The 7,747-nt window shown below is 61.0% G+C and carries 6 protein-coding genes; 5 read left to right on the plus strand and 1 reads right to left on the minus strand.

Annotation, left to right across the window (positions count from 1 at the left end; translation table 11 throughout):
• Positions 1-40 precede the first annotated feature (40 nt).
• The 3 genes from purF (at position 41) to ACNFCJ_RS08850 (ending at position 3,617) form a co-directional block, all read left to right on the plus strand.
• Positions 41-1,549, plus strand: coding sequence for an amidophosphoribosyltransferase (purF, locus tag ACNFCJ_RS08840; protein ID WP_416770873.1), 1,509 nt, complete (start codon positions 41-43; stop codon positions 1,547-1,549).
• A 77-nt stretch (positions 1,550-1,626) separates the two neighbouring features.
• Positions 1,627-2,838, plus strand: a complete 1,212-nt coding sequence (locus tag ACNFCJ_RS08845; RefSeq protein WP_106735220.1) for an O-succinylhomoserine sulfhydrylase — start codon at positions 1,627-1,629, stop codon at positions 2,836-2,838.
• A 2-nt stretch (positions 2,839-2,840) separates the two neighbouring features.
• On the plus strand, positions 2,841-3,617 hold the full coding sequence (locus tag ACNFCJ_RS08850) for an SDR family oxidoreductase (protein WP_416770874.1): 777 nt from the start codon (positions 2,841-2,843) through the stop codon (positions 3,615-3,617).
• Between the two features lie 123 nt (positions 3,618-3,740).
• Here the strand turns inward: ACNFCJ_RS08850 and ACNFCJ_RS08855 are convergent, their stop codons facing one another.
• Complete coding sequence (locus tag ACNFCJ_RS08855; protein ID WP_343349919.1) at positions 3,741-5,405, minus strand: electron transfer flavoprotein-ubiquinone oxidoreductase; 1,665 nt, start codon at positions 5,403-5,405, stop codon at positions 3,741-3,743.
• Between the two features lie 466 nt (positions 5,406-5,871).
• Between ACNFCJ_RS08855 and ACNFCJ_RS08860 the strand changes: the two genes are divergently transcribed.
• Together ACNFCJ_RS08860 and ACNFCJ_RS08865 are read left to right on the plus strand one after the other, a co-directional pair.
• Positions 5,872-6,621, plus strand: coding sequence for an electron transfer flavoprotein subunit beta/FixA family protein (locus ACNFCJ_RS08860; RefSeq protein WP_012018936.1), 750 nt, complete (start codon positions 5,872-5,874; stop codon positions 6,619-6,621).
• Positions 6,622-7,551 carry an electron transfer flavoprotein subunit alpha/FixB family protein gene (locus tag ACNFCJ_RS08865; RefSeq protein ID WP_416770876.1) on the plus strand — a complete coding sequence of 310 codons (930 nt, stop codon included), beginning with the start codon at positions 6,622-6,624 and terminating at the stop codon, positions 7,549-7,551.
• Positions 7,552-7,747: the final 196 nt, after the last annotated feature.

A 7,747-nucleotide genomic window follows, 5' to 3' on the forward strand; every position in this document is an offset into this window, starting at 1 on the left:
CGCTGAATTAGCCTGAACTATCTAGCAGGGGTCGTGGCACATGTGTGGCATCGTCGGTATCGTCGGTAAATCGAACGTCAATCAGGCGCTGTATGACGGGCTCACCGTCCTCCAGCACCGCGGCCAGGATGCTGCCGGTATTGTCACCAGCCATGATGGCCGCCTGTTCCTGCGCAAGGACAATGGCCTGGTGCGTGACGTGTTCCAGCAGCGCCACATGCAGCGCCTGGTCGGTCACATGGGTATCGGCCATGTGCGCTACCCGACCGCTGGCAGCTCCAGCTCGGCCGAGGCTCAGCCGTTCTACGTCAACTCGCCGTACGGCATCACCCTGGCGCACAACGGCAACCTGACCAACGTCGAGCAGTTGGCCAAGGAAATCTACGAGTCCGACCTGCGCCACGTGAACACCAATTCCGACTCGGAAGTGCTGCTCAACGTGTTCGCCCACGAACTGGCCCAGCGCGGCAAGCTGCAGCCCACCGAGGAGGACGTGTTCGCTGCCGTTACCCACGTGCACGAACGCTGCCTGGGCGGTTACGCCGTAGTGGCGATGATCACCGGCTATGGCATCGTCGGCTTCCGTGATCCCAACGGCATTCGCCCGATCGTATTTGGCCAGCGCCACACCGATGAAGGCGTCGAGTACATGATCGCCTCCGAGAGCGTGTCGCTGGATGTGCTGGGCTTCACCCTGATCCGCGACCTGGCGCCGGGCGAGGCTGTCTACATCACTGAAGAGGGTAAGCTGTTCACCCGTCAGTGCGCGGCAAACCCGCAGTACGCGCCCTGCATCTTCGAGCACGTTTATCTGGCGCGCCCGGACTCGATCATGGACGGTATCTCGGTGTACAAGGCGCGTCTGCGCATGGGCGAGAAGCTAGCCGACAAGATCCTGCGCGAGCGTCCAGAGCACGACATCGACGTGGTCATCCCGATTCCCGACACCAGCCGCACCGCGGCGCTGGAGCTGGCCAATCACCTGGGCGTGAAATTCCGCGAAGGTTTCGTCAAGAACCGCTACATCGGCCGTACCTTCATCATGCCCGGCCAGGCGGCACGTAAGAAATCCGTGCGGCAGAAACTCAACGCCATCGAGCTGGAGTTCCGCGGCAAGAACGTGATGCTGGTGGACGACTCCATCGTGCGTGGCACAACCTGCAAGCAGATCATTCAGATGGCCCGCGAGGCCGGCGCGAAGAATGTCTACTTCTGCTCGGCAGCCCCGGCAGTGCGCTACCCGAACGTCTACGGTATCGACATGCCCAGCGCCCATGAGCTGATTGCCCATGGTCGTACCACCGAGGAAGTCTGCGAGCTGATCGGTGCCGACTGGCTGATCTATCAGGATCTGCCGGATCTGATCGAGGCCGTCAGCGGCAGCAAGAAGATCAAGATCGACAACTTCGACTGCGCGGTGTTTGACGGCAAGTACGTCACTGGCGACGTCGATGGGGCCTACCTGGATAAAATCGAGCAGGCGCGCAACGATGCCAGCAAGGTCAAGTCGCAGGCAGTCAGCGCGATCATCGATCTGTATAACAACTGATGCGAGCGGGCAGGGCAGTGGTCCTGCCCGGTCCGTAGCCCGGATGCAATCCGGGCTACTTTTTGTGAGGTAGCGATATGACTCTGGAATGGGAAGCCGGCAGGCTCGACAGCGACCTGGATGGCGTGGGCTTCGACACCTTGGCCGTGCGTGCAGGTCAGCACCGTTCGCCTGAGGGCGAGCATGGCGAAGCGTTGTATCTGACCTCCAGTTACGTGTTTCGTACCGCTGCCGATGCTGCCGCGCGTTTTGCTGGCGAAGTGCCGGGCAACGTCTATTCGCGCTATACCAACCCTACCGTGCGTACCTTCGAAGAGCGCATTGCCGCACTGGAAGGCGCCGAGCAGGCGGTGGCCACTGCCTCCGGCATGTCGGCGATCCTCGCCATCGTCATGAGCCTGTGCAGTGGCGGTGACCATGTGTTGGTGTCGCGCAGCGTATTCGGTTCGACCATCAGCCTGTTCGAGAAGTACCTCAAGCGCTTTGGCATCGAGGTGGATTACGTACCGCTGGCGGATCTGGATGCCTGGCAGGGCGCGTTCAGGCCCAATACCAAGCTGCTGTTCGTCGAATCGCCTTCCAACCCGCTGGCCGAACTGGTGGATATCGCCGCACTGGCCGAGATCGCCCATGCTCGCGGCGCGCTGCTGGCGGTGGACAACTGTTTCTGCACGCCGGCCCTGCAGCAGCCGCTGAAACTTGGCGCAGACATCGTCATGCACTCGGCGACCAAGTACATCGACGGCCAGGGCCGTGGCCTGGGTGGTGTGGTTGCCGGTCGCAGTGAGCAGATGAAGGAAGTGGTGGGTTTCCTGCGTACCGCCGGGCCAACCCTCAGCCCGTTCAACGCCTGGATGTTCGTCAAGGGCCTGGAGACGCTGCGTATTCGTATGCGCGCACAGAGCGAGAGTGCCCTGCAGCTGGCGCTTTGGCTGGAACAGCAGCCGCAGGTCGAGCGTGTGTACTACGCTGGCCTGCCCAGCCATCCGCAGCACGAGCTGGCGAAGAAGCAGCAGAGCGCCTTTGGCGCGGTGGTCAGTTTCGAGGTCAAGGGTGGCCGTGACGCCGCATGGAAGGTGATCGATGGCACTCGCGTCATTTCGATCACCACCAACCTTGGCGACACCAAGACCACCATCGCCCACCCGGCAACCACTTCGCACGGTCGGTTGACGCCGCAGGAGCGCGCCAACGCTGGCATCCGCGACAGCCTGATTCGCGTTGCCGTGGGCCTGGAAGAGCTGGAAGACCTCAAGGCAGATCTGGCGCGCGGCCTGGCTGCGCTCTGAACATGTTGGAGTGGGGCACGAATGACACGCCCAACAATGGGCGTGTCGCGCTGGTCACCGGAGCCGCGCGCGGCATAGGCCTGGGCATCAGCGCCTGGCTGATCACCGAGGGCTGGCAGGTGGTGCTGGCTGATGTGGACCGTGAGCGGGGCTCTAGGGTAGCGCGTGTGCTGGGTAACAATGCCTGGTTCGTCGCCATGGACGTAGCCAAGGAAGATCAGGTCAGTGTCGGTGTTGCCGAGATACTCGGCCAGTTTGGCCGCCTCGATGCGCTGGTGTGCAATGCAGCTATCTCCGATCCGCACACCCCACCGTTGGAGTTGCTCGATCTCAAGCGTTGGAATCGTACGCTGGCGGTCAACCTGACCGGTGCCATGCTGCTGGCCAAGCACTGCGCGCCTTATCTGCGTGGGCATCGCGGCGCCATCGTCAATATCGCCTCGACCCGTGCCAGCCAGTCCGAAGCCGATTGCGAAGCCTACGCCGCGAGCAAGGGCGGTCTCGTTGCGCTCACGCATGCTCTATCGATCAGCCTAGGGCCGGAGGTGAGAGTCAACTGCGTCAGCCCTGGCTGGATCGACGCTCGTGACCCGTCGCAGCAACGCCTGGAACCACTATCGGTGTTCGATCATGCGCAGCATCCGGTCGGCCGTGTCGGCACGGTAGAGGATGTCGCGGCGCAGGTCGCCTGGCTGCTCTCTGATGCGGCCGGTTTCGTCACCGGGCAGGAGTTCGTCATCGATGGCGGCATGAGCCGCAAGATGATCTATCAGGATTGAGTGCCTTTGAGAGCGCGCTCTCGCGAAGCGTGGTCTTGAAAGCTTCGCGAGCAGAGCTCGCTCCTACCGATTCGCCGCAAATGAAAAAGGCTCCCGAAGGAGCCTTTGTCATGTGTGGCCGAATTACATGTTGGGGTAATTCGGGCCACCGGTACCTTCCGGTGCAACCCAGGTGATGTTCTGGGCCGGGTCCTTGATGTCGCAGGTCTTGCAGTGCACGCAGTTCTGCGCGTTGATCTGGAACTTCTTCTCGCCGTCTTCCTGCGTCACCACTTCGTACACGCCGGCCGGGCAGTAACGCTGCGCCGGTTCGTCGTACAGCGGCAGGTTCTTCGCCAGCGGAATGCTCGGGTCAGTGAGCTTCAGGTGGCAGGGCTGCTCTTCTTCGTGGTTGGTGTTGGAGAGGAACACCGAGCTCAGTTTGTCGAAGCTGAGTTTGCCGTCCGGTTTCGGGTAGGCGATCTTCTTGCTCTCTGCGGCCGGCTTCAGGCAGGCGTAATCCGGCTTGTTGTCGTGCAGTGTGAAGGGGATCTTGCCGCCGAAGATGTTCTGATCCAGCCAGTTGATGCCGCCGCCAACGATGGCGCCGTACTTGTGGATGGCTGCGCCGAAGTTACGGCTGCGGAACAGCTCGTCGTACAGCCAGCTGGCTTTGAAACCATCGACGTAGTTGTTCAGCTCGTCACCGCCCTCACGGCCTGCGGCCAGAGCTTCGGTGATGGCGTCGGCGGCGAGCATGCCGGATTTCATCGCGGTGTGGCTGCCCTTGATCTTGGCGAAGTTCAGCGTGCCGAGGTCGCAGCCGATCAGGGCGCCACCCGGGAAGACCATCTTCGGCAGCGAATTCAGGCCGCCCTTGGCGATGGCGCGGGCGCCATAGGCCACGCGCTTGCCGCCTTCCAGGTACTGGGCAATCACCGGGTGGTGCTTGTAGCGCTGGAACTCGTCGAACGGCGACAGGTGCGGGTTGGCGTAGGACAGGTCGATGATCAGGCCGACCACCACCTGGTTGTTCTCCAGGTGATAGAGGAAGGAGCCGCCGGTGTTTTCGGTGCCCATGATGTCCATCGGCCAGCCGGCAGTGTGCACCACCAGGCCCTGGTCATGCTTGGCCGGGTCGATATCCCAGATTTCCTTGATGCCGATGCCGTAATGCTGGGCATCGGCTTCGCTGTCGAGGTTGTACTTCTTGATCAGCTGTTTGCCGATGTGGCCACGGCAGCCTTCGGCGAACAGGGTGTACTTGGCACGCAGTTCCATGCCCGGGGTGTAATAGCCTTCCTTCGGATTGCCCTCGCGATCGACGCCCAGATCACCGGTGACGATGCCGCGTACCACGCCGTTTTCGTCGATCAGCGCTTCCTGAGCGGCGAAGCCCGGGTAAATCTCCACGCCCAGGTTCTCGGCCTGCTGAGCCAGCCAGCGGCACAGGTTGCCCAGGGAAATAATGTAATTGCCTTCGTTGTGCATGGTTTTCGGCACAAAGAAGTCTGGAATTCGGGTAGCCTTGTCGGCGTCGCGCAGCAGATAGATGTCATCGCGCTTGACCGGGGTGTTCAGCGGGGCGCCGAGCTCTTTCCAGTCGGGGAAGAGTTCGTTCAGGGCGCGCGGTTCGAACACTGCACCGGAGAGGATATGAGCGCCAACTTCGGAGCCTTTCTCGACCACGCAGACGCTGATCTCTTGACCCGCTTCAGCGGCTTTCTGCTTCAGTCGGCAGGCGGCGGACAGTCCGGACGGGCCGGCGCCGACGATGACGACGTCGAACTCCATAAATTCGCGTTCCACAGGCTATCTCCTACTCAAGGCTCTTCGATGTTTTATATTGGAGGGCACGGCTCACCCCCTAACCGCGGCGTGGGCATTATATCTACACCCTCTCTGCGGGCCAATACAAACGTTTGTTTGAATTTTCTGTAGGCCTGTTAGAATCGTACTACATCGCGGATGACCGGCCAGTTCGCTGTATTGACCAGGCCAGGCCGCGGGGTCAAGATACGGGCGGTTTTGCGCTCGCCGTCTGGGCTAACAGGCCGTTGAAAAACTACCTGCGTTGCCATTGCTGCGTTAAAAACAGCCTCAAATTGCTCATTTACAAGACGTAAACTGCGCTTTTTCTGCTGTTTTGCCTTGCACTGGTTGCCTCGCCTACGTTTTTCAACTGCCTGCTAAAAGGTTGGCTCCTGCCAATTTATATCGCTGACCAGGCTCGCCTTGGCGAGATTCTTATTCACCGGAGAGTAACGAGGAATCCATGAAGGTTCTTGTAGCTGTCAAACGAGTGGTTGACTACAACGTCAAGGTTCGCGTCAAGGCGGACAATAGCGGCGTCGACCTCGCCAACGTCAAGATGTCCATGAACCCCTTCTGCGAAATCGCCGTGGAAGAAGCCGTACGTCTGAAGGAGAAAGGCGTGGCGAGCGAAATCGTCGTCGTCTCCATCGGCCCGGCTACCGCTCAGGAACAGCTGCGCACCGCGCTGGCTCTGGGTGCCGACCGCGCTATCCTGGTCGAATCCAATGACGAGCTGAACTCCCTGGCCGTGGCCAAGCTGCTCAAGGCAGTGGTCGACAAGGAGCAGCCGCAACTGGTGATCATGGGCAAGCAGGCCATCGACAGCGACAACAACCAGACCGGCCAGATGCTGGGAGCCCTGACTGGCTTCGGCCAAGGCACCTTCGCCTCCAAGGTCGAAGTTGCTGGCGACAAGGTCAACGTCACCCGTGAGATCGATGGCGGTCTGCAGACCGTTGCGCTGAACCTGCCGGCGATCGTCACCACCGACCTGCGTCTGAACGAGCCGCGCTACGCGTCGCTGCCGAACATCATGAAGGCCAAGAAGAAGCCGCTGGAAACCGTTACCCCGGATGCCCTGGGCGTTTCCACCGCTTCCACCGTCAAGACCCTGAAAGTCGAAGCGCCGGCTGCTCGCAGCGCTGGCATCAAGGTCAAGTCCGTGGCTGAACTGGTCGAGAAACTGAAGAACGAGGCGAAGGTAATCTAAATGACTATCCTGGTTATCGCTGAACACACCAATGCCGCTCTGGCTGCCGCTACCCTGAACACCGTTGCCGCCGCGCAGAAGATCGGTGGCGACATCCACGTGCTGGTAGCCGGTGCCAACGCTGGCGCTGCTGCCGAAGCCGCTGCCAAGATCGCTGGCGTGGCCAAGGTCCTGGTTGCCGACAACGCTGCTTATGCCAACCAGCTGCCGGAGAACGTTGCTCCGCTGGTAGCCGAGCTGGGCAAGAGCTACAGCCACATCCTGGCTGCCGCCACCAGCAACGGCAAGAACATCCTGCCGCGCGTCGCTGCCGCACTGGACGTCGATCAGATCTCCGAGATCATCGCCGTTGAAAGCGCCGACACCTTCAAGCGCCCGATCTATGCCGGTAACGCCATCGCGACCGTGCAGTCCTTGGCTGCCATCAAGGTGATCACCGTGCGTAGCACCGGTTTCGATGCCGCTGCTGCCGAAGGCGGCTCCGCTACTGTTGAAGCCGTTTCCGGTCCGGCCGATGCCGGCAAGTCCGCCTTCGTCGGCGAAGAGCTGGCCAAGTCCGACCGTCCGGAACTGACCGCTGCCAAGATCGTCGTATCCGGCGGCCGTGGTATGGGCAATGGCGACAACTTCAAGCACCTGTACTCCCTGGCTGACAAGCTGGGCGCTGCAGTCGGTGCTTCCCGCGCTGCGGTCGATGCCGGTTTCGTCCCGAACGACATGCAGGTCGGTCAGACCGGCAAGATCGTTGCGCCGCAGCTGTACATCGCTGTCGGTATCTCCGGCGCGATCCAGCATCTGGCCGGAATGAAGGACTCCAAGGTGATCGTCGCGATCAACAAGGACGAAGAGGCGCCGATCTTCCAGGTCGCCGACTACGGTCTGGTTGCCGACCTGTTCGAAGCCGTACCTGAGCTGGAGAAGTCGGTCTAAACCGCTTTTCCCGCATACAAAAACGCCGGCTTGAGACAGACTGTGTGAAAACGTTCTGAACTGAACCGGTTCAATACAAACGCCCCGATTGATTCGGGGCGTTTGTGTTTTTACTGGTGCAATGATGCAAAGTGCAGCGCTCAGGTCAGCAGCTCGATCATGCGGCGTGCCCCGAGTACCGAAATAGCACGTTTGA

Source organism: Pseudomonas sp. NY15364 (assembly GCF_048068235.1).
Classification (GTDB): domain Bacteria; phylum Pseudomonadota; class Gammaproteobacteria; order Pseudomonadales; family Pseudomonadaceae; genus Aquipseudomonas; species Aquipseudomonas mendocina_D.

What these genes read in the sequence shown, in the direction of transcription:
- ACNFCJ_RS08845 (WP_106735220.1), top strand. Translation starts at nt 1,627, where the DNA reads ATGACTCTGGAATGGGAAGCCGGCAGGCTCGACAGCGACCTGGATGGC.
- purF (WP_416770873.1), top strand. Translation starts at nt 41, where the DNA reads ATGTGTGGCATCGTCGGTATCGTCGGTAAATCGAACGTCAATCAGGCG.
- ACNFCJ_RS08865 (WP_416770876.1), top strand. Translation starts at nt 6,622, where the DNA reads ATGACTATCCTGGTTATCGCTGAACACACCAATGCCGCTCTGGCTGCC.
- ACNFCJ_RS08860 (WP_012018936.1), top strand. Translation starts at nt 5,872, where the DNA reads ATGAAGGTTCTTGTAGCTGTCAAACGAGTGGTTGACTACAACGTCAAG.
- ACNFCJ_RS08850 (WP_416770874.1), top strand. Translation starts at nt 2,841, where the DNA reads ATGTTGGAGTGGGGCACGAATGACACGCCCAACAATGGGCGTGTCGCG.